The sequence below is a fragment of the Streptomyces oceani genome, assembly GCF_001751245.1.
Lineage (GTDB): Bacteria > Actinomycetota > Actinomycetes > Streptomycetales > Streptomycetaceae > Streptomyces > Streptomyces oceani.
This window is the reverse complement of record NZ_LJGU01000039.1, coordinates 1-329: the sequence shown is the minus strand read 5'-3', so window position 1 is coordinate 329 and position 329 is coordinate 1. Positions and strand designations below refer to the sequence as shown.

The following is a 329-nucleotide window of genomic DNA, read 5'->3' as shown; positions in this document are numbered from 1 at the left end:
CACGCCCGCACGCGGCGACGCCGGCCCGCCCGCCAACCCAGGAGAGTCGTCGTGTCCGTGGACACCCCTGCGCGCACCGCCCCCGCCCGCCACCCCGAACATGACAGCTGCGAACCGCTCGCCGTCCTCGGCCGGGACGTACGCGTCCCCCTCGCCGGCGGCGATGACATCCCGTACGCCGCGCTGGACCAGGCCGCCAGCGCACCGGTGCTGAGCCGGGTGTGGGACGAACTGGCCGCCTACGCGCCGTACTACGGCAGCGTGCACCGCGGCGCCGGGCAGCTGTCCCGCCTCTCCACCGACCGCTACGAGCGCAGCCGCGCCGACAT

At 76.0% G+C, this 329-nt stretch carries 1 pseudogene; it reads left to right on the top strand.

From position 1 onward, the window contains the following. Positions 1–57: 57 nt before the first annotated feature. Positions 58–329, top strand: a pseudogene (locus AN216_RS00180) (aminotransferase class V-fold PLP-dependent enzyme); the annotation flags it as partial.